A 26,339-nucleotide genomic window follows, 5' to 3' on the forward strand; every position below is an offset into this window, starting at 1 on the left:
TTATTGGTGGGTTTGTCGACGCTCTGAGAGCTTATCTAGTCGATAAGCTCTAATTTTTTTCTATCGAAATTATTTACAATATTTTCTTTGAATTTTTTGTTTAATCTTTTTATTCTATATTCAATTTTCATAGCCTTATTTTTGTCAGAAACTTCTTTATAAAAAACCAACTTGCAAGGTCTTCTTGCTCTTGTATATTTTGCGCCAATTCCCTTGTTGTGTTTTTCCAATCTATTTTGTAAATTATTAGTCCAACCAGTGTAAAGACTTCCATCAGAACATCTTAAAATATAAACAAAAGCATTTTTCATTTAAACAAATCACCCAACACATCACTTATAATATCATAAGAAAATCCCCTAGAAGCAAGAAATCTATATACTTTATTTTTATCATTTACACTTTCTTTTTTATTAAGACCTGCATCATAAGCTTTTTCATACTCTTCATCATAAGAAATTTCATCCAAATAAGTATCAATTAAACTATCATCAATAAATTTTGCCTTTAGTTTATATCTAATTTTACCCTTGGACCAATTATTTATCCTTGATTTATCATTTATATAAGATTTCACATAAGCTTTATCATCAATTAAATTATATTCAGTCAAAAAATCAATAACCCTAGAAATCGAATCATTATTGAATTTTTTTTCTTTCAATTTTTTTTTCAAATCAAAAGAAGTCTTTGAGCCGTAAGATAATTGTTTTAAAGCTTCATTTTTACATCTATTAAAGTCATTTTCCCTTAGAATATCCTTATACAAATCAAAATCTATAACCGCTCCAACAGATAAAGCTAAATCATTAAAAAAATCATAAGAAATATAAAAAAATTCATTTGAAATAGTAATTTTTACCAAATTATATTTATCAGAATATTCAATATCTTCAACAATCATAATGATTCAACAGCATTCATAATAATAGGAATAACCATAGACAAAACAATTACAACAGCAAAAATTTTTAAAATCATTTTGCTATTAGATTTTTTCTTCATAAAATCACCTCTAAATCTATCTTTCTTATCAGTATTTTACTATAAGAGATATTTTTTGTAAAACTTTAAAATAAAAATAAATTTGCATTAAATTTTTATTAGTGGTATTATATATAAGTCGAAAGAGAAAGGCCCTTGTAAAATGTAAAAATATTTTGAATATTTTACACTTTGCTTGACAAGTGATTTGATTGGATGTATACTTGTATAGTAAGTTATTTATTTGGTGGGTATGGTCCAGTTGGTTAAGACACCTGGTTGTGGCCCAGGAGATCGAGAGTTCGAATCTCTCTACTCACCCCATACGCGGGATTGGCGGAATTGGCAGACGCGCTAGACTTAGGATCTAGTGAGATTTTCTCGTGAAGGTTCAACTCCTTTATCCCGCACCAAGAAATACAAGACGTTAGAAATAACGTCTTTTTTTGTGCTTATTTTTACAAAATTTTTACTTTTTTATAACATTTTTATTTATTGTTTTATGCTAAAATAAGTAAAAGGAGAAAATTATGGTTAATAAAGTTATTGAAGTTAGGTCTTTGGTTAAAAAATATAAAGATTTTATTGCAGTTGATAATTTGGATTTGGATTTATATGAAGGACAAATTTTGGGGCTTTTAGGTCCTAATGGCTCTGGAAAATCTACTACTATATCTTGTATTCTTTCTTTACTAAAAAATGATGGGGGAACAATTAAAATTTTTGGCGAAGAAATGACAGTCGATTCTTTTAATATTAAGGAAAAGATTGGTGTGGTTTTTCAAGATGTTGGTGTTTATGATGAGCTTAATGTTTATGAAAATATAGATTATTTTTGCGGTTTATATATAAAAAATAAGAATCAAAGAAAAATTCTTGTTAAAAAAACTATAGCTCTTGTAGGTCTTGGTGATTTTGTTAAATTTAAGCCTAAGCAATTATCTGGTGGACTTCTAAGAAGGTTAAATATTGCTTGTGGAATAGCCCACAAGCCTGACTTAATTATTTTTGATGAGCCTACCGTTGCAGTTGACCCTCAATCTAGAAACAATATTTTAGAAGGAATAAAAAAATTAAATAAGGAAGGAGCAAGCATTATCTACACCTCTCATTATATGGATGAGGTTGAAAGTCTTTGTGATTACATAGTTATTTTAGATAGGGGAAAAATAATAGCAAAAGGCGATGCTGAAAGTTTAAAGGACACTATAAATTTAAAAGAAAAAATTTCTTTTGAATCTGATGATTTATCAGATGACTTGATTGAAAAAATAAAAGCTATGGATTCTTTGATAGATTTTTCAATAAAGGGAAGAAATTGTAAATTAAGTTTTTCTAAAGATTCAAATATTTTAAATCTTGTTGATATATTTAATTCATGCAATACAAAATATGACCATTTAAGTTCAAGTAGACCTAGTTTAAATGATGTATTTCTAGAATTAACTGGAAAAGAATTGAGGGATTAGTATGTTCTTACATAGTTTTAAAAATACTTTTAAAATTTTAATTAGGGATAAGTCTCTTATATTTTGGTCTTTAATATTTCCTCTTATATTAGGATTTTTCTTTTATATAGGTCTTGGAAATATCGAAAATTCTATGAAATTTGAACCTATAAATGTTAGTGTAAAAGATGGTTTAAGAGATGATAAATATTTTGATGATTTCTTAGATAAACTAGAGAAAGAAAAAATATTTAAGCTATATGATGAAAAAAATATGGATGATGAAAAAATAACTGCTTATATAAAAGATTATGACAAAATTGAGTTTAAAAAATCAGGTCTATATGAATCAATTGTTGAAAGTGTTATGAATGCTTATCTTAGAAAAGGGATGATGGTTGAGAAAATTTTTAAAAAAAATCCTACTTTTAACCCTAATGTTTTGACCGAAAATGTAGATCACATAAAAAATATTTCAAAGAAAAATATTAATATTATTAATACATTTTTCTATACACTTATAGCTATGCAGGCATTGTATGGATTTAGTTTTGGACTTTTGATTATTTACAACTATGAAGCAAATTTAACAACACTTGCAAAAAGAAATGCAATAGCTCCAATAAAAAAATCTGTAAGTCTTTCAGCTTCAATTCTTTCAGGTTTTATAATAAACTTTTCTATAGTTTTATTTACAATTTTATTTTTTAATAAAATTTATAAAATCGATTTTTCTAATAAGTTAGGTCTTTTAATATTTCTTATAGGCCTTGCAAGTTTATTTGGAGTCTTGTTTGGGTGTTTAATCGGCTTATCCAATAAGGCTAGTATAGAAATAAAAAGTGGAATAGGAATAGCTGTAAGCATGCTTTTTTCATACCTAGCTGGAATGATGAATTCTGATGTAAAAATATTAATCCAAGAAAATTATCCTATAATTAATAAGCTAAATCCAGCAAGCTTAATTAATGATGGAATCTATAGTCTTTACTATTATGATAATTTGGATAGGTATCGGACAAATATAGGATATTTATTATTTTTAACTTTGATTTTTGGATTGATTTCTTATCTATTAACAAGGGGTAGGCAATATGATAGTATTTAAAAATTATTTTAAAATAATTAGAGGTCATTTAAAGGCGATAGCCTTATATACAATAATTTTTATGTCCTTACTTATATTTTCAAATTCTAGCAATAACAATACAAATGTTTATAAAAAAGAAAAGGCAAAAATTTATATAGAAGATTTATGTGAAAGTGATTTATCAAAATCTTTTATTGATTATATGGAAGAAGAAAATAAAATTGTTGACCTTAAAGGAAAAAATATTGATGATAATTTATTTTATGGAATTGTGACAGCTTACATAAAAATTCCGAAAAATTTTGATAAAGAAAGAAAAGTTGAGATAAAAAAGAGTCAAAGTGCAAAATATTATCAATATGTAAAAGAATCAGTAAACTTATATTTAGATCAAATTTCGGTTTATGAAAAAGCGGGTTTAAATCTTAATGATGCAATCAAAAATACGAAGAAAGATTTTCAAAAGAAAGTGAAGATTTCTCTAAAAAAAGATAAGGGGCAAATTATACCAGAAAAAATTTTATTTTTCTTCAACTTTTTATCTTATGTATTTTTAAGTCAGATAATTTTGGTAGTTTCTTTGGTTAGCCTGACTTATAAAAATAAAAATATCAGTCAAAGAAATTTGATTTCTCCTTTAAGTAAAACAAAAAGAAATTTGCAAATACTTTTGGGTAATATTTGTTTTGCTATTTTTTCTTGGATTCTTTATATCATTGCATTTTTTGTTTTAAATGGGAAAGAAGATTTATCCAACAGAATAATATATATGATGATAAATTCATTGATTTTTGCCTTATCTACAGTTAGTCTTGCGCTTTTTATTTCGAAATTAATAAGTAATAGCAATATTATGATGGCTGTAATGAATATATTTGCTCTAGGTTCATCATTTTTGACAGGGGTTTTTGTACCTCAAGAGATTTTAAGTAAAAACGCTCTTTTATTAGCTAGAGTTTTTCCAAGCTTTTATTATGTAACAAACAATAATATGATAGCAAATGATTTTTCAAAAGAAATATTTTTAAATAATATTTATATTCTTATAGGATTTGGAATAATTTTTGCTTTGATAAGTTTAGTATTAGATAAATTTTCGTCATTTAATAAAAATCCTATAAAATAATAAAAATATAAAATTTTCCATTTTTGATATAGATAGAATTTTTTTATTATGGGTATCTATATTTATAGTAAACTATTTAATAAATTTTTATTAGCTATAACTTTATCAATATAAAAAAATAGTATATAATTTTACTAATAGGAGGAAAAGTTTTGCGAGATATAAAAAGAGTAGTTTTAAAATTAAGTGGAGAAGCACTTGCAAAAGATAAGGGATTTGGTTTTGATGATGACACTATTGATCTTATTTGCGAAAATATAAAAAAAGCTAGAGATAAGGGACTTGAAATTGCCATAGTTGTTGGTGGTGGAAATTTCTGGAGAGGTAGAAGCGGTCAACATATTGAACGTGCAACAAGTGATACTATTGGTATGCTTGGTACTGTTATGAATGGTCTTAGAGTTCAAGATACTCTTGAAAAAATGGGACTTGAAACAAGACTAATGACTGCGATAAATATGCAAGAAGTTGCTGAGCCTTACATAAGAAGAAGGGCTGTAAGACACCTTGAAAAGGGAAGGATTGTAATTTTTGCAGCAGGCACTGGTCTACCATATTTCTCAACTGACACAACAGCATCTCTTAGGGCTTTGGAAATTAATGCTGATATGATTTTATTAGGCAAAAAAGGAACTGATGGAATTTATGACAAAGACCCTAATAAATTTGATGATGCAGTTAAGTATGAAAAATTAACCTATAGTGAAATTTTACAAAAAAGATTAAAGATTATGGACTCTACAGCAACAAGTTTGTGTATGGATAATGATATGCCAATCCTTGCTTTTGGAATCGATAATCCAGAAAATTTAGTTAAAATAGTTGAAGGAAAAGAAATTGGTACAATTGTAAAGGAGAATTTTGATGTACGATAAGATTATTAAAGATACTGAAGCTTCGATGAAAAAAGCTTGTGAATCATTCGAAATTAGAATATCAAAAATTAGAGCAGGTAGGGCTAATGATTCTATATTGGATGGAATTACATTTTCATATTATGGAACTCAAACACCAATTAACCAAGCTGCAACCATATCTACACCAGAGCCAAGACTTTTAGTTATTAAACCTTGGGATAAATCTAATATTAAAGAAATTGAAAAGGCTATTAATAAATCTGATTTAGGAATAAATCCACAAAATGATGGAGAAGTAATTAGACTTCCATTCCCAGCTTTGACTGAAGAAAGAAGAAAAGAACTTACAAAACAAGTTTCTGAATATTCTGAAGATAGCAAAATTCAAATTAGAAATATAAGAAGAGATTCAATGGATATAGCAAAAAAAGCTGAAAAATCTGCAGACTTAACAGAAGATGATTTATTTTCAATAGAAGAAGATATACAAAAAATTACAAAAAAATATATCGATAAAGTTGAAAAAACTGTTGAAAGCAAAAATAAAGAATTACTTGAAGTTTAATTGAATAAAATAAAATTTGATAAGCTGAAGGCTTTTTTAAACAAGGATATAGGAAAAGCTAGGATAAATTCCAATATTTTATCCTTATTTTTAAAGCAATTAAGTTTACTTATTGACTCATCGGTATCCTTATACGATAGTTTAATGATAATAATTGACCAAAGACTTGACAAGAAATTGAACAAGGCTTTGGTCAATGTATCATTAGCCCTAAAAAAGGGAGACGAAGCCTATGTGGCTTTTAAAAAAGAAGAAAAAGCCTTTGGACCAATTGTTACAGCTTTTGTAAAAAGTGGAGATGCAAGTGGAAATCTTTCAAAGATTCTTGATGAGTTATCTACATATATGACCGAAGAAAGTAAAAACAAAAATCAAATAAGTGAAGCTTTGATTTATCCTATAATTTTATTAATTGTTACTATAGGAGTTGTTATAACGATTTTAACAAAAGTTATGCCTACTTTTATAGAAGTTTTTGAAGAAAATGAAATTAGCCTACCAATAGCTACAAAAATTCTTTTAAATATTTCAGATTTTTTTAATAAAAATGGCTTTTTTATTTTATTAATAATTTTTATTTTTGTTTTTACAATAATTTTACTAAGACGTAAAGATAAGTACAGATATAAAGTTGATGAAAGCTTTTTTAAAAGTATATTTTTTAAAAAATTTAGAATTTTAAACATAGAATACCAAATTTCTTCGCTTTTATATATCCTAAAAAAGGGCGATGTAGATATTATTGAAAGCATTGATATAATAAAAAATTCTTTCAAAAATCAATATTTAAAACAAATTCTAACAAATGTAGAGGAGAGCCTAAAACTAGGAAATAATTTATCAAGCTCTTTAGATAAGGAAAATGTTTTTACGAAATTATTTATAGCCATGATAAAGGTAGGCGAAGACAGTGGAGATATGACAAAATCTCTCAAAAAAGCCTCTAATTATTATGCTAATGAATATATTTATAGACTAAAAAGAATATCAAGATTAGCAGAACCTTTTTTGATACTATTTATGGCTTTAGTAGTTGGATTTGTAGTTTTTTCTATTGCCATACCAATGTTTGATTCGGTTAATGCCATTAATTTTTAAGGAGAAGTTAATGTTTAATAATATAAAAAATAAAAAAAGAGGATTTACTCTTATTGAATTAATTATTGTAATTGCAATTATAGCCATACTTGCAGCAATAGCTATACCAAAATATCAAAAATCAAAAAAACAAGCGGCAATAACTGCTCATAATGCGAATGTGTCAATGTTAAAAACTGCAGCTAGCGTAAAATTAAATGAATTAAATGCAAATGATGACGAAGTAACTTGGACAAAAGAAAGTGAAGATGCACTTCAATATGTAGAAAAATGGCCTGAGATTCCAAAAGGAATTGGACTAGATGCAAGTGGATATAAGGTAAGAATTGATCCTAAAAATTCAACAATTACAATTGAGCCAGATACAATTGAGATAAAAGAGAAAAAATAGATGATTAATATAATTTATTTTTTCTTGGGAGCAATATTTGGTTCATTTGCACATTTATTGTGTGATAGAACTCTTAGAGGAGAAAATATTGCTTATCCACCAAGCCATTGCTCATTTTGTAACAATAAAATATTAAAAAGAGATCTTATACCTATTTTTTCATACATAAATTTAAAAGCAAGGTGTAGATTTTGCCAAAAAAAGATCCCATTTTCATATATTCTTTATGAAATAATAGGGGGTCTTTTATTTATATTTGCTATGAAAGAAAAAACTTTTATGGAAGGAAGTTTGATTTTTTTATCATTAATTTTTTCTTTTGTAATAGCTATGATTGATTTAAAAAGCATGGAAATATATATGGGATATGTTTATATTTTAGTCTTTATTGGATTAATATATAGAATTTTTTATTTGGGATTTGATTTTAAATTTTTTAAAATTTTTTTAATTTTTACTTTCCTATATTTTTTAATATATTTTATATCTAAGAAAAATATAGGAGATGGAGATTATTTTTTCTATTTAGCTTTATTTTTATTTTTAAAAAATGAAAGAATTTTATATTTAATTTTAGGCTCTATTTGGATTGGAGCGATTTTTGCAATTATAATAGCTATCAAGAAAAAATCAATGAAAATAATGATTCCATTTTGTATTTATATATTTATTGCTTATATTATAAGTCTTTTGTGAGGTGTTTATGAAAAAAAGAGCCTTTACCTTAATTGAATTAATAGTTACACTTGCTATAATTTCTTTGATTTCAAGTGTGATTTTAATAAAATCGGGTTTGATACCAAAACTTCAAGAAAGAAAAGAAATTGAAAACTTGCAAGCTGATATAAATTATTGCAGAGAAAAATCTCTAGTTACAGGTTATAAATATAAAATTAATATAGATAGTAATAATTACGCAATAAAAAGAGCCGATGATAATGAAATGGTAAAAGAAGTTTATTTTAAATATATAAGAGCAAACACAAAAAATACTTTTGTATTTAGACCAACAGGAAGTGTAGAGGGAGCAAGTACGATTTATTTTTCTTCTTCTAACAAAAAATATTCTATTATAGTATCGCCGATTGCTGGAAGGATAAGATATGAATAAAAATAAAAAAGGATTTACCTTGATTGAAATAATAATTGCTCTAGCTCTTATAAGTATAATAAGCATTTACCTGCTTCCATCACTTTTTTCAATTTATGAAAATTCCAGAAAAATAAAAGACGATTCTAAAATTTTATTTACAATGCAAGAAGTATTAGAAAAATCAAAAAATAGAGATGAAGGAGAATATGAAGACTTAGAAAATGGCTTTAAAATTAATACAAGTATTGAATCATATAATGAAAATTTGAAATATATAGAAGTAAGATGTGATAAATATAATTTGGAAGTGGTGGTAAAAAAATGAGAAAAAAAGGCTTTACCCTCTTAGAATTAATTTGTGCCATAGCCATCGGCTCAATCCTTATAGTTTTAATAAATAATATTGTAAAAACAAATCTTTCAATTAGTCAAAAAACCTATGAGGACGAAATTGACTATAAAAATTCGACAAATTGTATTTTGTATATAGAAAATGTTATAAGAAAATCAGATAAAATAATTGACTTAAAAAATGAAAATAATTTTAAATTATTAATTAGTGAGGGTAAAAATAAGTCTACATATAGATTTGAACAAAATGGGAAAAAATTATACGTTTATATCAATAATTTAAATTCAAACAGCCAAAGAGAAATAAAAATTCCAATAGGATATTGTAGTGATTCAAAAATATCTTATGATAAAAATGATGATTCATTTTCGATATATATTGATTTTTATGAAAAAGAAGGAAATTCAAATTACAAAACTTATATAAGGAGGCTTGAATGAAAAAAAGAGGGTTTTTATCCATTTATGTTTTGATAATTTTACTTCTTTTATCAATAAGCCTAACCTTTATATACGAGCAGGCACTAAATAATAATGATTCAAATAAGGACTTGTACAATAGGAAAAAAGCAATTTACGAATTAGAATCACTTTATTCCATAATTGTAGATGATAAAAAAACTTAGTTGGAAGATGTTGATATAGTAAATGAAAATGATGACAATTTGTGGCATCCATTTTATTTTTATTATTTTGATGAAAAAGAAGAAGTAAAAATTCAAAAACAAAATGAAAAAGAATTTGTATTAAGAAGTGTAAAAAAAATTGGAAATTCAAAGGCTATATTAGAAATGGTTTTAGATTTAAGAAATAAGTATGCGCTAAGAGAAAATAAAAAAATAATACTTGATGAAAATTTCGATGAGTTTTACAAAACTTTAAAATTCAAACAAAATAAATTTGAAGAATTTGAAAATTTAAAACTAGAAAATAATTTAGAAAATCGATTTTTAAAAATTGGTGGACAATTAATTGTAAAAAGAGAGAAAGAAAAGATTACATCAAGTGAAATTTCAAATGATGATAATTTAGAGAAAAATCAGAGCAATTTATCAAATGAAGAAAAAAATTTTTCCAATAAAACTAAGACACCAAGACGAATTAGTGGTATAGTAATTATTGGTAAAGATTTGATTTTGGAAAATGATTTAGTTTTGGATGGTTTGCTTATAATAAAAGGCGATATTATTTCAAAAAATAATAGCAAACTTACTATTGATGGGCAATTAATATCAAAAAATGATTACACTAATATAGTTGATTATTCATACAATGAAGAAAAATCGCTAGATTATATTGATGATATAGAAAATCCAAAATTTATTGAAATTAAATCAAAAAAAGTATTTTAATGGAGGAATAAATGAAAATATTAGTTATCAATTGTGGCTCTTCATCTTTAAAATATCAATTATTTGATATGGACAATGAAGAAGTTTTAGTAAAGGGTCTTGTAGAAAGAATTGGAATAGATGGCTCAAGACTTAAACAAGAAAAAGGCGACGACGAATATATAATTGAAGAAGATATGAAAGACCATACTGAAGCAGTTAAACACGTATTTGATGCTATAACTGATAAAGAAAATGGTGTGATTTCAGATTTATCTGAAATTGATGCAGTTGGCCATAGATTTGTTCATGGTGGAGAAAAAATTACAAAATCTGTTGTAATTGATGACGAAGTTAAAGAAGCTGTAAAAGAATATTCAAAATTTGCACCATTACACAATCCAGCAAATATGATGGGACTTGAAGCTTGTGAAAAACTTCTACCAAATGTAAAAAATGTTGCAGTATTTGATACAGCATTCCACCAATCAATGCCAAAAGAAAATTTCCTTTATGGAATTGATTATAAATACTACGAAGACCAAGCTGTTAGAAAATATGGTTTCCATGGAACAAGCCATGATTTCATCACACAAAAAACAGCAAAAGTTTTAGAAAAAGATCAAAAAGATTTAAATATGATTTCATGCCATTTAGGAAATGGATCTTCAATTTGTGCAGTTAAAGAAGGAAAATCATTTGATACAACAATGGGACTTACACCACTTGAAGGACTTGTAATGGGAACAAGAAGTGGAGATTTAGATCCAACAGTTGTAACATTTTTGATGAATGAATATGGATATGATACAAAAAAAATGGACAATGTTTTAAATAAAGAATCAGGAGTTCTTGGAGTTTCTGGAGTATCATCAGACTTTAGAGATCTTGAAAATGCTGCAAATGATGGAAATAAAAGAGCAGATATTGCTTTAAAAATGTTTGCTAACAGAGCAAAAAGATATGTAGCAGGATATATGGCAGAAATCGGAAAAACTGATGCAATTGTATTTACTGGTGGAATCGGAGAAAATTCAGCAACAATGAGAGCTGACATAATGAAAGGCTTTGAACAATTTGGAATTAAAATTGATCTAGAAAAAAACAATGTTCGTGGCGGTTGTCATTTAATCTCAACTGACGATTCAAAAGTAAAAGTTTTTGTAATAGCAACAAACGAAGAATTAATGATTGCAAGAGACACTAAAAAACTAGTATAGCTTGACAATTTTAACATTTACTTATATAATGTTTAAGATTGCTAAAACTCATAACTAGGAGGTGTTAGAATGGCAGTACCTAAGAGAAGAACATCAAAAACAAGAAAAAATAAAAGAAGAGCTTCAGCTTACAGATTAAATAAATCAACTTATGTAGAGTGTCCAAATTGTCATGAACCAATGTTACCACATAGAGTTTGTCCAAGCTGTGGTTATCATAAAGGCAAAGAAGTTCTTGAGTTAAATTAAGATAGTGGTAACACTATCTTTTTTTAATATCAAAAATAAGGGGAAATTATGAAGATAATTATAGATACTTATGGAGTAGATGACGGAATAAAGATTCCAATAGAAGGTGCAATTAGTGCTTTAAAAGAAAAAGATTTTGTGCCAGTTTTTTCTGGAGATAAAGAAAAAATAGAAAAAATTATTGATGGAAGAATAAAATCCTACGAAATAATAGATGCTAAAGACAAAATTGAAAATAATGAAGATCCAGTAAAGGCTATAAGAAGAAAAAAAGATTCTACAATGGTTAAAGCTTTCGAAAAATTAAATGAAGATGGTTACGATGGATTAGTTTCTGCGGGCTCAACAGGAGCAATTCTTGCAAGCGGATTATTTATTTCTGGAAGAATTAAAGGAATAAAAAGAGCTTGCATAGCAACAAGCCTACCAACTTATGAAAATACAACTTTATTATTGGATACTGGGGCAAATATGGATTGCAAAGCAGAATTTTTAAAAGAATTTGCAATAATGGGAAGTGTTTTTGCAAAAAATGTACTTCATATAGAAAATCCTACAGTTTCACTTTTAAATGTTGGAATCGAAGAACACAAGGGCAACAAATTAGCAAAAGAAACTTACAAATTATTGGAAGAATCTTCAATAAATTTCAAAGGAAATATTGAAGCAAGAGATTTGTTTACTGGCAAGACTAATATAGTAATAGCAGATGGATTTGACGGAAATATTGCTATAAAAACTGCAGAAGGTGTAATTAGTCTTTTCAGTAAGGAAATTAAAGATGCAATTTACAAATCATTTTCAACAAAAATTGGGGGAGCCTTGATAAAAAATTCTTTAAAAGAAAATTTATCAAAATATAACTCAGATTCTATAGGAGGAGCTCCACTTTTGGGAGTAAACCAATATGTTTACAAGGCCCACGGCAATTCTAATGAAAAAGCATTTAGCTCAGCTATTTTAGGCCTAATCGATTATGTAAATACAAATACAATAGAAAAAATAAAAGGAGAATTAGAATGATAAGAGAAGAATTAATTGAATTAGTAAAAGAAAATTTAGATATTAATGAAGATGAAATTGATTTTGAAAAAGAAATCACAGCTTATGACATAGATTCAATCGATATGCTTGATTTTATTATGGCAATTGAAGATAAGTATGACATAGAATTTTCTGATGACGAATTAGATGAAATCGAAAAATTTTCAGATGTAATATCTTTAATAGAAAGCAAAAATTAATGAAATTGAGTAAAGAAAGATTAGAAGAAATTGAAAAACTTGAAGAGAGTATAGGCTACATTTTTAAAAATAAAAATCTTATTGATGTAGCCCTTACTCACTCTTCTTATATTAATGAGAGCAAGGATGAAAATAAATCATCAAACGAAAGATTGGAATTTTTGGGAGATAGCATTCTTGATTTAATTGTAAGCGAAGAACTTTACAAAAATCACAAAACATATCCAGAAGGAAAATTGACAAAAATAAGATCAAGGATAGTTTGTACTTCATCTTTTTCAAAAGCAAGCGAAAAATTTAATTTATCTTCATATTTGTTGTTTGGAAAAGGAGAAGAAAGTCATAATGGTAGAGAAAAAAAATCTGTAAAAGCAGATACTTTTGAGGCTTTTTGTGCTGCAATTTATCTTGATGCAGGATATGATTTTCTAAAAGATTTTTTAATGAAAAATTATTATGAAATTGTAAAAGAACTTCTAGAAAATGACTTGCTTTTTATTGATTACAAAACAAAATTACAAGAATATTTTAACAAGACAAACAGAATAATTTTAAAATATAAACTTGTAAAAGAAGAAGGACCAGAGCATAATAAAACATTTTATATGGAAGTTTCAGCCAAAAATAAAAAACTTAGCACTGGCAAGGGAAAAAATAAAAAAGAAGCAGAACAAATGGCAGCAAGAATCGCTTATAAGAAGTTGACAAATGAGTAAAAAAGAATATATAATACCAATTTTTATACCATTTTTGGGTTGTCCCCACGATTGTGCTTTTTGCAATCAAGTCAAAATTACAAATTATAAGGACAATATTAATAAAGAAAATACTATAAGGCAAATTAATCAATACTTATCATATTTTCCAAAAAATGAAAATCTTAAAGAAATTGCATTTTTTGGTGGCTCATTTACAGGTCTTGATGAAAAAGTAATGATTTCTTATCTTGAAATTGCACTTAATTATAAAAAGAAGGGAATTATTGATAGAATCAGATTATCCACAAGACCTGATTATATAAATAATTCTATTCTTGATATATTAAAAAAATATGAGGTTGATGTAATTGAACTTGGAATACAATCGCTTGATAATGAAATATTAAATGCAAATGAGAGAGGTCATAGTAAAGAAGATTCAATTAGGGCAAGCAAATTAATAAAAGATTATGGTTTTAAATTAGGTCATCAAATAATGCCAGGTCTTTATAAGGATTCTTTTGATAAAGCTATCAAAACAGGATTAGAGTCTATTAAAATGAATCCTGATATGGTAAGAATATATCCAACTTTGGTTATAAAAGATACAAAACTTGAAAAATTATATAAGGAATGTTTATATAGGCCTCTTAGCTTGGATGAAGCTATTGAAATATCTAGTAGGCTTTATATGATTTATTCATACAAAAAAATTCCAGTAATAAGAATAGGACTTCAACCAACAGAAAATATAAATGAAAAAAAAGATGTTGTTGCAGGGCCTTTTCATCCTTCAATTAGACAATTGGTTGAAACAAATATTCACAAAATTTATTTGGAAGAATTAATAAATAAGTATAGGCTAAAAAATAAGATAAAAATTCATATATCAAACAGAGAAATTTCAATAATAGCTGGAAATAAAAAAGCAAACAAAAATTATTTTTATAAAAAATACGGCTTGATTATAAATTTTGAAAATGACGAAAATAATTATATAGAGTATGAGGATAAAAAAATATCCTATGATATTGAAAATTTTATGAGAGAATTTGTAGAAAAAACTTACGGTGGTGATTTATATTAGATTAGAAAGTGTTGAACTTAAAGGATTTAAGTCCTTTGCTAATAGGACAAAAATAAAATTTGATAATCAAATAACTGCTGTAGTTGGTCCAAATGGTTCTGGAAAATCAAATATAGCAGACGCCATAAAATGGGTTTTGGGTGAACAATCAGTAAAATCTTTGAGAGGAAAGAAGATGGATGATGTAATCTTTCAAGGAGCTGATGATAAAAAACCTATGAATATGGCGGAAGTAAATCTTTCGTTTAATAATAAAGATAGGGCTTTGTCTAGTGACTATGATATTGTAAAAATTTCTAGAAGAATTTTTAGAAATGGCGACAATGAGTATAGGTTAAATGGAAAAAGAGTAAGACTTAAGGATATTAAAGAATTATTTTTGGATACAGGTATTGGGAAAGAAGGATATTCTGTAATAGGTCAAGGAAGAATTGATGAAATTTTGAATTCATCAAATCAAGAAAGAAGAAATATATTTGAAGAAGCAAGTGGAATTGCAACTCACAAATATAGAAGAGAAGAATCTCTAAAAAAATTATCTAAGGTTGATGAAGATCTTGAGATAATTCAAAGAGAATGGGACTACAAAAATAAGGATAAAAATAAGCTTGAAATTGAGGCGAAAAATTTTGAAAAATATATTGAAATTGATAGCTTGCTTAATGAAAAAGCCTATTTATTTTATGCAAATAAATCGAAGTCTTTAAACGAAAAAAATAAAGATTTAATTGAACAAATTGAAATTTTAAAAAATAATCAAGAAGAAAAAACTAGAGAATTTGATAAGGTAAATGAATCTTTATTGCCAATAGCAGAAAATATCAGAGATTTAGAAAATAAATATAAAAATCTTAACCAAAGTATTTTAGATAATGAAAAAAATATTGATAAGTACACTAATAAGATAAATCTTGATAGGCAAAAATTGGCTTATAACAAAAAAGATTTAGAAAGAAATAATAATGATTTTAAATCGTATGATGAGAAATTTAAAAATTACGAAATTTCACTAAAAAATCAAAAAGATAAGCTTGAAAATACAAAAAATATAATTAAAAATTTAGAAGAAAAAAATAAAAAATTATCTGAGAAAAAAGATGAAAGCATTGCTTTATTATCTTCAATACAAAAAGAAATTGAAAGATTAAAAAAAGAAGGCGAAGATTTAAATAAATTAATATATGACTATGATATAGATCAAAAAACAAGAACAATTCTTGAAAAACAAAGATTTGAAAATAACAAGATAATCAATGAAAAAATTCAAGAATTAAATACTGATTTGTCAAATCTTAGCAAAGATTTAAATGAATTGGAAAAGGAAAAAGAAAATCTTTCAAAAGATATTGAAGAAAAAAATACAAATCTTGAAAAGATAAAAGAAAAAATCATAAATGAAATAAATAAAAAAGATGATTTAGAAAAGGCAATCAACCAAAACAAGCTTTCTTGCAAAGAAGAAATATCAAATTATAAGATACAAAAGTCTTTGATGGAAAGAAATGAAGGGTATTTTTATTCTGTTTCAGATTTTTTGAAAAAAACCAAAAATACAGAGATTGAAAAATTATATATAAATACTCTAGCAAATCTTATAACTGTAAAATCAGGATATGAAGAAATAATTGAAAATCTTATAGGTCAAGGTCTCCAAAATATTGTAACATGGTCAAAAAAAGATACTAGAGAGATAATTAATTTTGTAAATAAAAATAAACTTGGCAGAATTACATTTTTACCTTTGGATTCAATAAAACAAAATAAAAAAGCTAGAGTTGAAGAAAAAGAAGTTATAGCAATGGCTTATGATTTGGTTAGTTTTGATTCAAAACTTGAAAATATTATTAATCATTTTCTTTCTAATACAGTTGTTGTAAAAAATATAGACGATGCTGTAAGCTTATCAAATAAAATTAAGGGGTATAGGATAATTTCTTTAAATCTTGATTTAATTAATACTTGGGGTTCAATGGTTGCCGGAGTTAATAAGGCTAGAAAATCAAATATTAATATCCTAAATAGAAATAAAAAAATAAATGAAATTAAGTATAGGATAAATAAGTTAAGAAACGAGAGAAATGAGCTATTAGAAAATTATAATTCTTTAAATATAAAAATAGAAGAAAATCAAAGATTAAGGCAAAAAAAAGAAGATGAATTAGTAAAAGCTAATGAGAATTTAATAGATATAAGGTCTATTCTTGACAAAAAAAATTATCAAAAGCAAAGTCTAATTCAAAGAATTGACGAGTTAAAAGAATCTTTGAATGAATCAAAAGAAGAAGAAAATTTCAAAGATATAGAAAAAATCAAATTAAAACTTTCAAATGTAAAAAAGGAAGATGAGATTTTAAAGGAAAAATCTGTTGAAAATAGTAAACTAATAAATGATCTATCCAACGAAATATTTAAAAACAAAAATAGTATTGAAATAAATACAAGAGATTTAAATATTTTAGAAAATAGGATAAGTGAAGATGAAAATAGTCTTTTGAATTTGAAACAAAATATAGAATTCAATCAAAAAATGAAAAAATCTTTAGAAGAAAGTTTGATAAATTTAGAAAAAGAAATAAGTGCTTGTGAAAATAAAGTTTTTGATACAAAAGAAAGAGTAAAAGAAGACGAGAAAAATAAAATCAAGATTTCTATAGAAATTGATGAGAAGAAAAACTCTAATCATAAATTATTATCTCTATCTAAAAATATAGAAAATGAATTAAATGAATATTCTATGAAAATAGTGAAGTTTAATTACAAGCTAGAAGCTATAAGCAAGGATATGAAAAATTTAGAAGATGAAATTAGACCGTTTATTTCAAAATCAATAGAAGAATTAAAAGAAAATAATTACGAAAATTCTACAAAGCAAATTAAAAAGGAAGAATTATTTAATCTTCAAAAAAAAATTGACTCAAGTCGGATTTTTTGATGAAAATTCAAAAGAAAATTTTGAAAAAGCATACAAAGAATTTGAATTTTTAGATAAGCAAAAAATTGACCTTGAAAAGTCCAAAAAAGATATTGAAAAAATGATAAAAAAACTTGAAGAAGATATGAAAGATGAATTTATCAAAAATTTCAATATAATTGATGAAAAATTCCAAAGGATATTTAAGGAATTGTTTATGGGAGGAAAGGCAAAGCTAAGCCTTGATTCAAATGATTTATTAGATGCGGGAATTGATATATCCGCTTGTCCTCCAGGAAAAAGTACAAAAAATATAAGCTTATTATCTGGTGGAGAAAAATCACTAACGGCTGTAGCTTTATTATTTGCAATATTTGAAACAAACCCTGCTCCATTTTCTTTATTAGATGAGATTGATGCAGCTATGGACGAATCAAATATAAAAAGATATATAGATTATTTAAAATCTTTATCGGATAAAACTCAATTTATAATGATAACTCACAGGCAAACAACCATGCAATTAGCAGAAAAAATTCATGGAGTTACAATTGGCGATGGTGGAATTTCAAAAATTTATTCAATAGATTTTGATGATAAAAAATAGAAGGAGGAAAAATGGCAATTAGAAATATAAGACAAGTTGGAGATCCTATTTTAAGAAAAACTTCAAAAGAAGTAAAAGAAGTTAATGATAGAATTAAAATTTTATTAGATGATATGGCAGAAACAATGTATAAGGCTGATGGAGTTGGACTCGCAGCGCCACAAGTAGGACTTTTAAAAAGAGTTATAGTTGTGGATGTTAGAGATGAAGACGGTTTGATTAAACTTGTAAATCCAGAAATTATTGAAAAAGATGGAGAACAAGTTGGAGTTGAAGGTTGCCTTTCAGTTCCAAATTTTAATGCAAATGTAAAAAGACCTGCCCATGTTGTTGTAAAATATTTAGACGAAAATGGAGATGAGAAAAAAATAGAAGCTGAAGGCCTAAAAGCTGTAGCTCTTTGCCATGAAATTGATCATTTAAATGGGATTTTATTTATAGATAATTATGAAGAGGAAGTTAAATTTGACGAATAAAATAAATATATGTTTTATGGGAAGTCCAAAGTTTTCACTAGAAACTTTGGATATTCTTAATAAAAACGAAAATATAAACCTAAGTTTAGTTGTAAGTGGAAAAGATAAAAAAAGAAATAGAAATAAATTTAAGCCAACAGTAGTTAAGCAATATGCTTTGGATAATAATATTGAAGTTGTTACTCCAGATAGTGTAAACACAGATGAATTTATAAATTTATTAAAAGAAAAAAATATTGATTATATAGTAGTAGTTGCTTTTGGTCAGTTGATAAAAGAAAAATTATTAGAAGAATATAAAAATAAAATAATCAACTTGCATCCATCATCTCTACCAAAATACAGAGGCTCTAGTCCAGTACAATTTAGCCTATTAAATGGTGACAAAAAAACTCATGCATCAGCCATGCTTATAGAAAAAGGAATGGACTCAGGGGATATTATAAATCAAAAAGAAGTTGAAATAAATGATGAAGATGATTTTACATCTTTAAGTGAAAAACTATCAAAAATTGGAAGTGAAGTTATACTTGAGTCTGTATTAAATTATGATGATTTTATGAAAAATAGAGTAAAGCAAGATAATGATAAAGCAACTTTTACAAAAAAAATTACAAAAGAAATGGGAAAGATTGATTTTAATCAATCAAAAGAAGAAATAATAAATAAAATTAGAGCTTTTGTAGAATTTCCAAAGGCATATTTTTCATATAAAAATGAAAATGTAAAAATTTTAAAAGCAAGCCCAGTTGAAATTGAAAATCCAAAAATATCTTTTGTATATAAGGCTAACAAAAATGACAAAATTATTATTGGCTGTAAAAATGGCGGGATAAGAATTGAAAAAATTCAATTTCCAGGCAAAAAAGCTATGGATACAAAATCTTTTTTACTTGGAAATGATTTTGAAGAAGGAATTTATTTAGGATAATATGGAAGATTTTAAATTAATATTAGATGGTCTTTATAGAATTTCCTACAAAAATGAAAAATCTACAGATATTATTAATGAAATAGCAAAAAAAGTAGAAGACATTTCCTATATAACAAAAAATATATATGGAGTTTTGGAAAATAAGTTATATCTTGAGTACATTTTGGCAAAATTGTCAAAAATAAAAGTGAAAAAATTGGACAAAAAGGTAAAACTTATTTTGTTAATTGGAATTTATAATATTCATTTTTTAGATAGAAAAAATTATGCAATAGTAAATGAATTAGTAAATCTTACCAAAAAAGTATCTTTTAAATCAAAATCTTTTGTAAATGCTATTTTAAGATCTTATATAAGAGATGAAAAAAATTTATCAAAAATAAATATAGAAAATGATGAAGAATTTAATTCGATAAAATATTCCATGCCTTTGTGGATTATAAAATATTTAAATGATTCATACGGGAAAGATTATACTCAAAAATTTTTAGATTCTTTGAATAAGGAAAGAAAATTATCTATAAGGATAAATAAAACAAAAATCACAAGAGAAAAATTAAAAAATCTTTTGCAAGATAGGGGATATATTGTAGAAGACTCTTTGATTTCGACTTTAAGCCTTGTAATTAAAAATCCTAAGTCTTTAGCAAGCACAGAAGAATTTAAAAAAGGATTTTTTACAATCCAATCAGAAGCTTCTATAAAAGTTTGTGAGATTCTTAATCCTAAAAAAAATTCAAATATTTTAGATATATGTGCAGCTCCAGGAACAAAGACATCTTTATTAGTTGAGCTTTGCGATAATTCATCAAAAATAATTGCAAATGATATTTCTTTTAATAAATTATCGAAAATAAATGAAAATATTAAAAGATTGGGACTAAAAAATATAGAAATTACAAATTTTGATGCTAGTATTTTAAAGGAAGAATACAAAGAAAAATTTGATTATATTTTATGCGATTTGCCATGTTCTGGTCTTGGGGTTATGGATAGAAAACCAGAGATAAGATATAATAGGACTATGGAAGATGTTATTAGTCTTTCAAAACTTCAAAAAAATATTTTGGATAAGGCTTTTTTATATTTAAAAACAGGTGGAATTTTAGTATTTTCTACTTGTACAATTGGAAGTATTGAAAATAAAGATAATTTCAATTATTTATCCAAGAAAAGAAGGCTTAAAAATATAAAAATTAATGGAAAAGATTACTTGGAATTTAATAGTTTTGAAGATGAAACTGATGGATTTTTCTTAACAAAATTTGAAAAGATATGATTATGAAAAAAACAATAAATGACAAAACTATCAAAGAATTAGAAGAAATTTTTTTAAATTTAGGATTTCAAAAATTTAGGGCAAAACAAGTTTTTAGGCAAATTCATGTAAATAAAATAAATGATTTTTCTAAAATGACTGATTTGTCAAAAGATATGAGGAAAAAATTAGATCAAATTTTCTATTTTCCAAAGATTAAAGTTTTAAAAGAATTTAAATCTAACTTGGACAAAACAAAAAAATATTTATTTGAACTTGATGATGGAAACATTATTGAAGCTGTTTTTATGGAATACAATAATAGAAATACAATTTGTATTTCGTCACAAGTAGGATGCAAAATGGGATGCAAATTTTGTGCATCTACTAAAAATGGGCTTGAAAGATCTTTATTAGCATCTGAAATAATAGAAGAAATTTATCTTTTAGAAAGAGAAAATTCAGATATTAATAATATTGTTGTCATGGGAATAGGGGAGCCTCTAGACAATTTTTCAAATATAGAAAAATTTATTAAAATAATTACAGATGAAAATGGAAGAAATTTATCTCACAGAGCAATAACAATTTCTACTGTAGGACTTGTTGATAAAATTTACAAGCTTGCAGATTTGGGATATGATATTAATTTGGCTGTTTCCCTACATTATGCTTTTGATAAAAAAAGAATGGAATATATGCCAAGTGCAAAAAAATATAAAATAAAAGACATTGTTAAAGCTTGTGATTATTATTTTGAAAAAACAAAAAGAAGAATTTCTTATGAATATGTTGTCATAGATGGGGTAAATAATTTAAAAGAAGACATTGATAAATTGGAGAAACTTTTTAAAGGTAAAAATATTCATATAAATCTTATTCCTTTAAATCCAATAGAAGAATTTAAGTATTCAAAAACTAAGTCTAATGTAATGGATCAATTTCAAAAAAAATTATCAACTAGGGGTTTAAATGCAACTATAAGAAGATCAATGGGCTCAGATATTGATGCATCATGTGGACAACTTAGAAATAACTATGCGAGGTAGAAATGAAATTTAGTACTATTTCAAATATCGGCAAAGTAAGAAGCGAAAATCAGGATTATTATGGAAATCTTGATTTGGAAAATTATAGTTTTTTTATTGTAGCCGATGGTATGGGTGGATATAATGGAGGAGAAATTGCTTCAAAACTTGCAGCAAAATATTATTTAGAATATATAAAAAATTCTAATATTAAAGATTTTTCTTCTATTATTGACTTGCAAGAAGAAGCTTTACAAAGTGCAAATGATAAAATTTTTTCTTTATCAAAATCATACGAAGAATATGCAAATATGGGAACAACTGTAGTTTGTGTTTGCATAGATTATGAAAAAAATCTTATCATATAACACACATTGGAGATTCTCGATGCTACATATATTCAGATAAAAAATTACAACTTATAACTAGAGATCATTCTTTGGTAAATGATCTTATAGATTCAGGCTCTCTTACAGAAGATGAAGCAGAAAATTTTGCAAATAAGTCTACTATAACAAGAGCAGTTGGAGTAGGAAGTAAAATCAGACCAGATTCTAGGTCTTTGGATATGAAAGATAGTGATATAATGCTTATGGTTACTGATGGTTTGACAAATGAAGTTAGTGATGTAGAAATAGAAGCTATTATTGCCAATAATTCTACTGCTGATAAAATTTCATCAAGCCTAGTTGATTTGGCGATAAAAAATGGTGGACATGATAATATCACTGTAACTACAATTTTGATTTGAGGTAAGTATGGACAATATTATTTTAGGTAATAGGTATAAATTGCAAGATCTTATTGGTGTAGGAGGAATGGCAAAAGTTTATAAGGCAACTGATAGACTTCTACAAAGAGATGTAGCAATAAAAATTTTAAAAGATCAATATGCTGAAGATGAAGAATTTGTAAAGAAATTTTCTAATGAAGCTTTATCAGCAGCAAGACTTACACATGTAAATATTGTAAGTGTTTATGATATAGGCGAAGATTTAATTGAAGGCAAAAAAATTCATTATATAGTAATGGAATATGTTGAAGGAGAAACGCTAAAAGATAAAATTGATAGGGAAAAAAATCTATCTAATCATGATATAGTAGATTATTCAATTCAAATTGCCCAAGCACTTAATCAAGCTCATTCATCAAATATTATTCACAGAGATATAAAACCACAAAATATTTTGATGGATAAATATGGCTTATTAAAAGTTACAGATTTTGGGATAGCTAGAGTTTCTACAAATGCAACTATAACTTACACATCATCAATTTTGGGTACAGTTCATTATATTTCTCCAGAACAAGCCAAGGGCAAATTTGTTGATGAAAAATCAGATCTATATTCTCTTGGGGTTGTTATGTATGAAATGGCAACTGGTAAAGTTCCATTTGATGCGGATAATTCAGTTGGAATTGCAGTTATGCATATCCAAGATGAACCAGAAAGCCCAATCAAATTAAATGAAAATTTATCTCCAAGATTAAATGACATAATAATGAAACTTCTTCAAAAAGATCCACAAGAAAGATTTAAAAGCGCTAAAGAATTAATTAGGGCATTAGAAGATAATTCTTATGATATAGGATATTTCAAAAAAGAAGATACAGCAAAAATTCAAAAACCAAAAGATGAAATACAAGAAACATCTTTTATTCCTGTAGTTGAAAATAAAAAGAAAAAACAAAAACCAAAAAAAGAAGAAAATGAAGCAGTATATGTAACACCAACTGATGATTCGGATAAAAAATCTGAAAAAAAATCAAAAAAAAGAAAGATTTTGCCATTTGTTTTGATGCTACTTGCTGTTATTGTGGCTGGATATTTTTATGCAAAATCAAAAGATTCAGACATGGTACAAGTGCCTACAGTTATAAATTTAAGTGAAGAAGAAGCTGTAGAAATTTTGGAAGAAAAAAATCTAAAGGCAAATGTATCTCGCTATGCAAATAGTTCTAATTACGAAAAAGGCAAGGTAATGGAACAAGATCCTAGTCCAAAAACAAAAGTTAAGAAAAACACAACTATAAATCTTGTTATAAGCCAAGGAAAAGAAGTTAAAGTTCCAAATCTTTCTGGCTTAACTTTAGATCAAGCTGAAGAAAAATTAAAAGAACATGATCTAGAATTGGGAAAAACAAATACAGAATATAGCGATAAGGTTGAAAAAGATAAAATTATTGAGCAAGATCCTGAAAAAAATGAAAAAGTTCAAGCAGGTAGTGAAGTTGATGTTACAATAAGTTTGGGAAAAGAAGAACCTGAAGTTAAAAATGTAAAAGTTCCTTATTTTATAGGTTCTTACGAAAAAGACGCAATCAATGTTGCAAAAGATGCAAATCTTACAGTTGAAAATATTTCTTATGAATATTCGGACGATTATAAAAAAGGAATTGTAATTGAACAATCTATTTCTGCTGGCACTCAAGTTGCTGAAGGCTCTAAAATTGATTTTGTTGTCTCAAATGGAAAAGATCCAAATAAAGATGACAGCAATGAAGAAAATCAAAATAAGCAAAAGCAAGTAAATGTAAAATTTACTATAAAAGGGCCTCAAGATAAAGATAGTTTTAATGTAAAAGTTTACAAAATATCTGATAGTAACCAAAGAACAGATCTTTTATATAATGAAAATCATAGTTCATCAGAGCTTGATTCTAGTGGAAATATTAATTTAGATTTTAAATCTGTTGTAGGCACTAAAGTTGAGATTTTAGTAGATGATAAGTCTCAAGGAGTTTATGAAGTAAACAGATGATTGGTAAAATAATAAAATCACAAAAAGAAATATATTATGTTCTAACTGAATTTGATACTTTTATGTGCAAGGCTAGGGGAGTTTTTAGAAAAAAAAATATAAAACCTCTGGTTGGAGATAATGTAGAATTTGATGTCACAGAAAATTCTAAAGGCTATATTACAAAAATTTTAGATAGAAAAAATGAAATTAAAAGACCAAATATAGCAAATATTGACCAAATTTTATATTTTATTACTATAAAAAATCCTAGCCTTAATCTTTTTAATATTGATAAGTACCTAGCTATGTGTGAACATATAAATATTGATGTAGTAATAATAGTTTCCAAAAAAGATTTGGCAGATGATAAAGATTTAGAATTTATAAAAATGTATGAGAAAATAGGTTATAAATTGGTTTTTATTGACAATTATAATGATTTTCCTAAAAATGAAATTTTAAAAATTTTGGATGGAAAAACTTCTGCTGTTTCTGGATCATCTGGTGTCGGCAAATCTACTTTTTTAAATAATCTTGTAGAAGATGAAATAGAAATCGGCACGATTTCAGAAAAATCTAAGAGAGGAAAAAATACAACTAGACATATTGAGATTTTTAATTTAGGAAAAAATACAAATATTTTTGATACACCTGGCTTTGATAGTTTTGATATTGATTTTATTGATGATGAAAAAGATTTAAAATATTGTTTTAAAGAATTTGATAATAATTCTTGTAAATTTAATAATTGTAATCATATCAATGAACCAAAGTGTAAAGTTAAAGATGATCTTTTAAAAGGCTTTGTTGAAAAAACTAGGTATGAAAATTATTTGTTGTTGTTTGAAGAAATAAAAAAAAGGAGACAAACATGGTAGAGATAGCCCCATCACTTTTATCAGCAAATTTTTCTAATTTGCAAAAAGATTTAGACGAATTGAAAAAATCTAATATTAAATATCTTCATATTGATGTAATGGATGGGAAATTTGTTCCAAATATTTCTTTTGGCTTTCCTATAATAAAAGCGATTAGAAAAGATAATGATTTTGTTTTTGATACTCACTTGATGATTGAAGAGCCTATAAGATATATTGAAAATTTTAAAAAATGTGGATCTGATATAGTTACAATTCATTATGAGGCTTGCTCTAATTTGGATGAAACTATTGAAAAAATTAAATCTTTTGGTATGAAAGTTGGTCTTAGTTTTAAACCAAAAACTGATATAAATAAAATCATTCCATATTTAGAAAAAATTGATTTGTGTCTTATTATGAGCGTTGAGCCAGGTTTTGGCGGTCAATCTTTTATGGAAGATTCTTTGGAAAAAATTAAAAAAATCAGAGCACTTATCGATGAAAAAAATTTATCTTGTCTTATTGAAGTCGATGGGGGAATTAAAGATTTTAATTTGAAAAAAGTAATTGATGCAGGCGTTGATTTGGTTGTAAGTGGTTCTGATATTTTTTCTAATAATGAAAATTCAATTTCTAGACAAGTTGAAAAATATAAAAAAATAATAAATGAATAAAAAAATAAAAAATCT

Annotated in this window: 30 protein-coding genes, 2 tRNA genes and 2 pseudogenes; 32 read left to right on the plus strand and 2 right to left on the minus strand. The window is 25.9% G+C overall.

The annotated features are described in order from the left end of the window. Positions 1–35: 35 nt before the first annotated feature. Both HMPREF2852_RS07060 and HMPREF2852_RS07065 read right to left on the minus strand, forming a co-directional pair. Positions 36–311 carry a GIY-YIG nuclease family protein gene (locus HMPREF2852_RS07060; protein ID WP_070607109.1) on the minus strand — a complete coding sequence of 92 codons (276 nt, stop codon included), beginning with the start codon at positions 309–311 and terminating at the stop codon, positions 36–38. Beyond that, positions 308–904 (minus strand): regulatory protein RecX, encoded by a 597-nt coding sequence (locus HMPREF2852_RS07065; RefSeq protein ID WP_070607111.1) that lies wholly within the window; start codon positions 902–904, stop codon positions 308–310. The genes HMPREF2852_RS07060 and HMPREF2852_RS07065 overlap by 4 nt, the downstream gene beginning before the upstream one ends. Positions 905–1,231: 327 nt before the next feature. Between HMPREF2852_RS07065 and HMPREF2852_RS07070 the strand changes: the two genes are divergently transcribed. The 32 genes and pseudogenes from HMPREF2852_RS07070 to rpe all read left to right on the plus strand — a co-directional run bounded on the left by HMPREF2852_RS07070 (position 1,232) and on the right by rpe (position 26,324). Beyond that, positions 1,232–1,308, plus strand: a tRNA-His gene (locus HMPREF2852_RS07070). A 3-nt stretch (positions 1,309–1,311) separates the two neighbouring features. Then, positions 1,312–1,397, plus strand: a tRNA-Leu gene (locus HMPREF2852_RS07075). A gap of 117 nt (positions 1,398–1,514) precedes the next feature. Then, entirely contained in the window at positions 1,515–2,453 is a 939-nt protein-coding gene (locus tag HMPREF2852_RS07080) for an ABC transporter ATP-binding protein (RefSeq protein ID WP_070607114.1), read from the plus strand. 1 nt (position 2,454) lies between these two features. Next, positions 2,455–3,540, plus strand: a complete 1,086-nt coding sequence (locus HMPREF2852_RS07085) for an ABC transporter permease (protein WP_070607117.1) — start codon at positions 2,455–2,457, stop codon at positions 3,538–3,540. Further along, positions 3,527–4,648: an ABC transporter permease gene (locus HMPREF2852_RS07090; RefSeq protein WP_070607120.1), complete on the plus strand. Its 1,122-nt coding sequence runs from the start codon at positions 3,527–3,529 to the stop codon at positions 4,646–4,648. Before HMPREF2852_RS07085 ends, HMPREF2852_RS07090 begins: the two co-directional genes overlap by 14 nt. A gap of 152 nt (positions 4,649–4,800) precedes the next feature. Then, positions 4,801–5,523, plus strand: a complete 723-nt coding sequence (gene pyrH, locus HMPREF2852_RS07095) for a UMP kinase (RefSeq protein ID WP_070607124.1) — start codon at positions 4,801–4,803, stop codon at positions 5,521–5,523. Then, a complete protein-coding gene (gene frr / locus HMPREF2852_RS07100; protein ID WP_004838543.1) occupies positions 5,513–6,070 on the plus strand; it encodes a ribosome recycling factor in 558 nt (185 codons plus the stop codon). The genes pyrH and frr overlap by 11 nt, the downstream gene beginning before the upstream one ends. Next, the gene (locus HMPREF2852_RS07105; protein ID WP_070607127.1) at positions 6,071–7,168 is read left to right on the plus strand and encodes a type II secretion system F family protein; all 1,098 of its coding nucleotides are present in this window, start codon (positions 6,071–6,073) and stop codon (positions 7,166–7,168) included. A 10-nt stretch (positions 7,169–7,178) separates the two neighbouring features. Continuing rightward, positions 7,179–7,559, plus strand: a complete 381-nt coding sequence (locus tag HMPREF2852_RS07110; protein WP_070607130.1) for a prepilin-type N-terminal cleavage/methylation domain-containing protein — start codon at positions 7,179–7,181, stop codon at positions 7,557–7,559. Beyond that, positions 7,560–8,255 carry a prepilin peptidase gene (locus tag HMPREF2852_RS07115; RefSeq protein WP_070607133.1) on the plus strand — a complete coding sequence of 232 codons (696 nt, stop codon included), beginning with the start codon at positions 7,560–7,562 and terminating at the stop codon, positions 8,253–8,255. 7 nt (positions 8,256–8,262) lie between these two features. Next, entirely contained in the window at positions 8,263–8,670 is a 408-nt protein-coding gene (locus tag HMPREF2852_RS07120; RefSeq protein ID WP_070607136.1) for a type II secretion system protein, read from the plus strand. After that, positions 8,663–8,977, plus strand: a complete 315-nt coding sequence (gene comGE, locus HMPREF2852_RS07125) for a competence type IV pilus minor pilin ComGE (protein WP_070607140.1) — start codon at positions 8,663–8,665, stop codon at positions 8,975–8,977. The genes HMPREF2852_RS07120 and comGE overlap by 8 nt, the downstream gene beginning before the upstream one ends. Beyond that, a complete protein-coding gene (locus HMPREF2852_RS07130) occupies positions 8,974–9,444 on the plus strand; it encodes a prepilin-type N-terminal cleavage/methylation domain-containing protein (protein ID WP_070607143.1) in 471 nt (156 codons plus the stop codon). Before comGE ends, HMPREF2852_RS07130 begins: the two co-directional genes overlap by 4 nt. Further along, positions 9,441–9,629, plus strand: coding sequence for a hypothetical protein (locus HMPREF2852_RS10145; RefSeq protein ID WP_261668216.1), 189 nt, complete (start codon positions 9,441–9,443; stop codon positions 9,627–9,629). The genes HMPREF2852_RS07130 and HMPREF2852_RS10145 overlap by 4 nt, the downstream gene beginning before the upstream one ends. Continuing rightward, complete coding sequence (locus HMPREF2852_RS07135; protein ID WP_261668217.1) at positions 9,630–10,355, plus strand: hypothetical protein; 726 nt, start codon at positions 9,630–9,632, stop codon at positions 10,353–10,355. An 11-nt stretch (positions 10,356–10,366) separates the two neighbouring features. Next, positions 10,367–11,554, plus strand: a complete 1,188-nt coding sequence (locus HMPREF2852_RS07140; RefSeq protein ID WP_070607146.1) for an acetate/propionate family kinase — start codon at positions 10,367–10,369, stop codon at positions 11,552–11,554. A gap of 69 nt (positions 11,555–11,623) precedes the next feature. Next, entirely contained in the window at positions 11,624–11,803 is a 180-nt protein-coding gene (rpmF, locus tag HMPREF2852_RS07145) for a 50S ribosomal protein L32 (protein ID WP_004838552.1), read from the plus strand. A 48-nt stretch (positions 11,804–11,851) separates the two neighbouring features. Further along, positions 11,852–12,826, plus strand: coding sequence for a phosphate acyltransferase PlsX (gene plsX, locus HMPREF2852_RS07150; RefSeq protein ID WP_019117977.1), 975 nt, complete (start codon positions 11,852–11,854; stop codon positions 12,824–12,826). Then, entirely contained in the window at positions 12,823–13,047 is a 225-nt protein-coding gene (locus HMPREF2852_RS07155) for an acyl carrier protein (RefSeq protein WP_004838554.1), read from the plus strand. Before plsX ends, HMPREF2852_RS07155 begins: the two co-directional genes overlap by 4 nt. Next, positions 13,047–13,763 (plus strand): ribonuclease III, encoded by a 717-nt coding sequence (rnc, locus tag HMPREF2852_RS07160; protein WP_070607148.1) that lies wholly within the window; start codon positions 13,047–13,049, stop codon positions 13,761–13,763. Before HMPREF2852_RS07155 ends, rnc begins: the two co-directional genes overlap by 1 nt. Further along, positions 13,756–14,832, plus strand: coding sequence for an elongator complex protein 3 (locus HMPREF2852_RS07165; RefSeq protein WP_070607151.1), 1,077 nt, complete (start codon positions 13,756–13,758; stop codon positions 14,830–14,832). Before rnc ends, HMPREF2852_RS07165 begins: the two co-directional genes overlap by 8 nt. Then, positions 14,819–15,712: pseudogene (locus HMPREF2852_RS10295) on the plus strand (AAA family ATPase); the annotation flags it as partial. The gene HMPREF2852_RS07165 and the pseudogene HMPREF2852_RS10295, both read left to right, overlap by 14 nt. 612 nt (positions 15,713–16,324) lie before the next feature. Further along, positions 16,325–18,350 (plus strand): annotated as a pseudogene (locus HMPREF2852_RS10300) (recombinase RecF). 11 nt (positions 18,351–18,361) lie between these two features. Then, the gene (def, locus tag HMPREF2852_RS07175) at positions 18,362–18,826 is read left to right on the plus strand and encodes a peptide deformylase (protein WP_004838558.1); all 465 of its coding nucleotides are present in this window, start codon (positions 18,362–18,364) and stop codon (positions 18,824–18,826) included. Further along, entirely contained in the window at positions 18,798–19,757 is a 960-nt protein-coding gene (gene fmt, locus HMPREF2852_RS07180; RefSeq protein WP_070607154.1) for a methionyl-tRNA formyltransferase, read from the plus strand. The genes def and fmt overlap by 29 nt, the downstream gene beginning before the upstream one ends. Position 19,758: 1 nt before the next feature. Next, complete coding sequence (gene rsmB, locus HMPREF2852_RS07185; protein ID WP_070607156.1) at positions 19,759–21,039, plus strand: 16S rRNA (cytosine(967)-C(5))-methyltransferase RsmB; 1,281 nt, start codon at positions 19,759–19,761, stop codon at positions 21,037–21,039. Beyond that, on the plus strand, positions 21,036–22,067 hold the full coding sequence (gene rlmN / locus HMPREF2852_RS07190; RefSeq protein ID WP_070607159.1) for a dual-specificity RNA methyltransferase RlmN: 1,032 nt from the start codon (positions 21,036–21,038) through the stop codon (positions 22,065–22,067). Before rsmB ends, rlmN begins: the two co-directional genes overlap by 4 nt. A 2-nt stretch (positions 22,068–22,069) precedes the next feature. Beyond that, positions 22,070–22,414: a protein phosphatase 2C domain-containing protein gene (locus tag HMPREF2852_RS10160; protein WP_261668225.1), complete on the plus strand. Its 345-nt coding sequence runs from the start codon at positions 22,070–22,072 to the stop codon at positions 22,412–22,414. Positions 22,415–22,440: 26 nt separating this feature from the next. Then, complete coding sequence (locus tag HMPREF2852_RS10165; RefSeq protein ID WP_395853531.1) at positions 22,441–22,797, plus strand: protein phosphatase 2C domain-containing protein; 357 nt, start codon at positions 22,441–22,443, stop codon at positions 22,795–22,797. A gap of 7 nt (positions 22,798–22,804) precedes the next feature. Continuing rightward, positions 22,805–24,808 carry a Stk1 family PASTA domain-containing Ser/Thr kinase gene (gene pknB, locus HMPREF2852_RS07200; RefSeq protein ID WP_070607162.1) on the plus strand — a complete coding sequence of 668 codons (2,004 nt, stop codon included), beginning with the start codon at positions 22,805–22,807 and terminating at the stop codon, positions 24,806–24,808. Further along, positions 24,805–25,668, plus strand: a complete 864-nt coding sequence (gene rsgA, locus HMPREF2852_RS07205; RefSeq protein WP_070607165.1) for a ribosome small subunit-dependent GTPase A — start codon at positions 24,805–24,807, stop codon at positions 25,666–25,668. Before pknB ends, rsgA begins: the two co-directional genes overlap by 4 nt. Beyond that, positions 25,662–26,324, plus strand: a complete 663-nt coding sequence (gene rpe / locus HMPREF2852_RS07210) for a ribulose-phosphate 3-epimerase (protein WP_004838565.1) — start codon at positions 25,662–25,664, stop codon at positions 26,322–26,324. Before rsgA ends, rpe begins: the two co-directional genes overlap by 7 nt. Positions 26,325–26,339: the final 15 nt, after the last annotated feature.

It is taken from the genome of Anaerococcus sp. HMSC065G05 (genome assembly GCF_001812365.1).
In the GTDB taxonomy this organism is placed as follows: Bacteria; Bacillota; Clostridia; order Tissierellales; family Peptoniphilaceae; genus Anaerococcus; species Anaerococcus vaginalis.

Excerpts from the sequence above, each read along its gene's own strand:
- HMPREF2852_RS07060 (WP_070607109.1), bottom strand. The coding sequence starts at position 311 with ATGAAAAATGCTTTTGTTTATATTTTAAGATGTTCTGATGGAAGTCTT.
- HMPREF2852_RS07065 (WP_070607111.1), bottom strand. The coding sequence starts at position 904 with ATGATTGTTGAAGATATTGAATATTCTGATAAATATAATTTGGTAAAA.
- HMPREF2852_RS07080 (WP_070607114.1), top strand. The coding sequence starts at position 1,515 with ATGGTTAATAAAGTTATTGAAGTTAGGTCTTTGGTTAAAAAATATAAA.
- HMPREF2852_RS07085 (WP_070607117.1), top strand. The coding sequence starts at position 2,455 with ATGTTCTTACATAGTTTTAAAAATACTTTTAAAATTTTAATTAGGGAT.
- HMPREF2852_RS07090 (WP_070607120.1), top strand. The coding sequence starts at position 3,527 with ATGATAGTATTTAAAAATTATTTTAAAATAATTAGAGGTCATTTAAAG.
- frr (WP_004838543.1), top strand. The coding sequence starts at position 5,513 with ATGTACGATAAGATTATTAAAGATACTGAAGCTTCGATGAAAAAAGCT.
- HMPREF2852_RS07110 (WP_070607130.1), top strand. The coding sequence starts at position 7,179 with ATGTTTAATAATATAAAAAATAAAAAAAGAGGATTTACTCTTATTGAA.
- HMPREF2852_RS07115 (WP_070607133.1), top strand. The coding sequence starts at position 7,560 with ATGATTAATATAATTTATTTTTTCTTGGGAGCAATATTTGGTTCATTT.
- HMPREF2852_RS07120 (WP_070607136.1), top strand. The coding sequence starts at position 8,263 with ATGAAAAAAAGAGCCTTTACCTTAATTGAATTAATAGTTACACTTGCT.
- comGE (WP_070607140.1), top strand. The coding sequence starts at position 8,663 with ATGAATAAAAATAAAAAAGGATTTACCTTGATTGAAATAATAATTGCT.
- HMPREF2852_RS07130 (WP_070607143.1), top strand. The coding sequence starts at position 8,974 with ATGAGAAAAAAAGGCTTTACCCTCTTAGAATTAATTTGTGCCATAGCC.
- HMPREF2852_RS10145 (WP_261668216.1), top strand. The coding sequence starts at position 9,441 with ATGAAAAAAAGAGGGTTTTTATCCATTTATGTTTTGATAATTTTACTT.
- HMPREF2852_RS07140 (WP_070607146.1), top strand. The coding sequence starts at position 10,367 with ATGAAAATATTAGTTATCAATTGTGGCTCTTCATCTTTAAAATATCAA.
- rpmF (WP_004838552.1), top strand. The coding sequence starts at position 11,624 with ATGGCAGTACCTAAGAGAAGAACATCAAAAACAAGAAAAAATAAAAGA.
- plsX (WP_019117977.1), top strand. The coding sequence starts at position 11,852 with ATGAAGATAATTATAGATACTTATGGAGTAGATGACGGAATAAAGATT.
- HMPREF2852_RS07155 (WP_004838554.1), top strand. The coding sequence starts at position 12,823 with ATGATAAGAGAAGAATTAATTGAATTAGTAAAAGAAAATTTAGATATT.
- rnc (WP_070607148.1), top strand. The coding sequence starts at position 13,047 with ATGAAATTGAGTAAAGAAAGATTAGAAGAAATTGAAAAACTTGAAGAG.
- HMPREF2852_RS07165 (WP_070607151.1), top strand. The coding sequence starts at position 13,756 with ATGAGTAAAAAAGAATATATAATACCAATTTTTATACCATTTTTGGGT.
- def (WP_004838558.1), top strand. The coding sequence starts at position 18,362 with ATGGCAATTAGAAATATAAGACAAGTTGGAGATCCTATTTTAAGAAAA.
- fmt (WP_070607154.1), top strand. The coding sequence starts at position 18,798 with ATGAAGAGGAAGTTAAATTTGACGAATAAAATAAATATATGTTTTATG.
- rsmB (WP_070607156.1), top strand. The coding sequence starts at position 19,759 with ATGGAAGATTTTAAATTAATATTAGATGGTCTTTATAGAATTTCCTAC.
- rlmN (WP_070607159.1), top strand. The coding sequence starts at position 21,036 with ATGATTATGAAAAAAACAATAAATGACAAAACTATCAAAGAATTAGAA.
- HMPREF2852_RS10160 (WP_261668225.1), top strand. The coding sequence starts at position 22,070 with ATGAAATTTAGTACTATTTCAAATATCGGCAAAGTAAGAAGCGAAAAT.
- pknB (WP_070607162.1), top strand. The coding sequence starts at position 22,805 with ATGGACAATATTATTTTAGGTAATAGGTATAAATTGCAAGATCTTATT.
- rsgA (WP_070607165.1), top strand. The coding sequence starts at position 24,805 with ATGATTGGTAAAATAATAAAATCACAAAAAGAAATATATTATGTTCTA.
- rpe (WP_004838565.1), top strand. The coding sequence starts at position 25,662 with ATGGTAGAGATAGCCCCATCACTTTTATCAGCAAATTTTTCTAATTTG.